General features: G+C 67.8%; 2 protein-coding genes. One reads left to right on the forward strand and one right to left on the reverse strand.

What is annotated here, in order from left to right:
* Positions 1 to 972: MFS transporter (locus tag ELR45_RS17170; protein ID WP_165367863.1), on the reverse strand; the 972-nt coding region annotated here is incomplete at its 3' end.
* Positions 973 to 1058: 86 nt separating this feature from the next.
* Here ELR45_RS17170 and ELR45_RS17175 point away from each other — a divergent pair.
* The coding region (locus ELR45_RS17175) for a TetR/AcrR family transcriptional regulator (protein ID WP_129667589.1) at positions 1059 to 1300 on the forward strand (242 nt) is incomplete at its 3' end.

Consider the following 1300-nt stretch of genomic DNA (forward strand, 5'->3'; position numbering starts at 1 on the left):
GACGGCCAGGCCGGCGACGAACACTCCACTGCCGACGAGCGTGAGCCACAACGGCCCGCCGAGAGCCTCGGTTCCAAGACCAGTCGCTGCCAGCAGGAACGCCGCAGCGCCGGTGCGGTGCGGGCCGAAGCGCCCGATAAAGGTGCCGGCGAACCAGCCAAGGGCGATGCCCGGAAGCCCCGGCAGGCGCAGTAGCAGGCTGGTCACCGGCCCGGATGCACCCAACTCAGCGCTGGAGTCCTGCAGCGCGACGTACATACCGACGAACGTGAGCAGGATGGTCAACGCCGCGGTGTAGGCGATGAGGATCTGTGGGCGCCGCACCATGCCGGCGAGCGTGCCAATGACCCCGGCGAAGGACCCGGGCACGTCGGGACGAGCCGTTTCCGGGAGCCGGACGACCAGAAGGGCCACGACGAGGAGCAGCGGCGCCATCCCCCAGAGGACCCAGCGCCACCCGAGGAGTGGCTGCACCGACAGTGCCCACGCCTGTCCGACGATCCCCGCCAGCAGAAAGCAACTGGACAGTACGGCGATCGCGGTCGGCCGGATCCTGTCCGGCACCACGCGCGGCAGGTAGGCCAGCGCGACCGCTGGCAGCGCGGGGGCCACGAATCCCTGGACCGCACGGGCCGCGACCAGGGTCGGAAGGTTCGGCGCCAGCCCCGCCAGCACGCCAGTGACGGCGACGGCCGCCAGACCGAACGCCATCACGGCGCGGGGGTCGACGTGGTCGGAAAGGGTCGGGAACACCAGGTTCCCGACTGCGAAGGCGAACCCGAAGCCGCTGCCGATCCACGCGGCAGCGGTCAGGCTCGTGCCGTAGTCGTCGGCGACGTGAGGCACGAGCGGGATCGTCAGATAGATGTGCGAGACGACGAGAAGTACCGCCGCGATGAGGACAGCCGTCACTGCGACGGGCCGCTCGATGCGTACACGAGGCAACGGCTCGGTGCGGACGAGAGTGGTCACGATTTCTCCAGAATCCAACTCCAACGTTTCCGTTGGAAGGATGACACACTGAAATCCAACGCACAAGTTGGAATTAGGATGTGGGCATGGCCTGGAACACCGCAGCGACGAAGCAGAAGATCCTCGACGCCGCGCTCGCCGAGTTCGCCGAGCACGGCCCCACCGGCACGACGATCGACCGGATCGCCGCCGCGGCGGGCATCAACAAGGAGCGGATCTACAACTACTTCGGTAACAAGCGGGATCTGTTCATGCAGGTACTCGCCGTCGAGAGCGAGCGCATCGCGGGCTCGGTGGTGTTCGATCCCACGCACCACGATCCCGTCGG

Origin of the sequence: Phytoactinopolyspora endophytica (assembly GCF_004138495.1) — a bacterium.
In the GTDB taxonomy this organism is placed as follows: domain Bacteria; phylum Actinomycetota; class Actinomycetes; order Jiangellales; family Jiangellaceae; genus Phytoactinopolyspora; species Phytoactinopolyspora endophytica.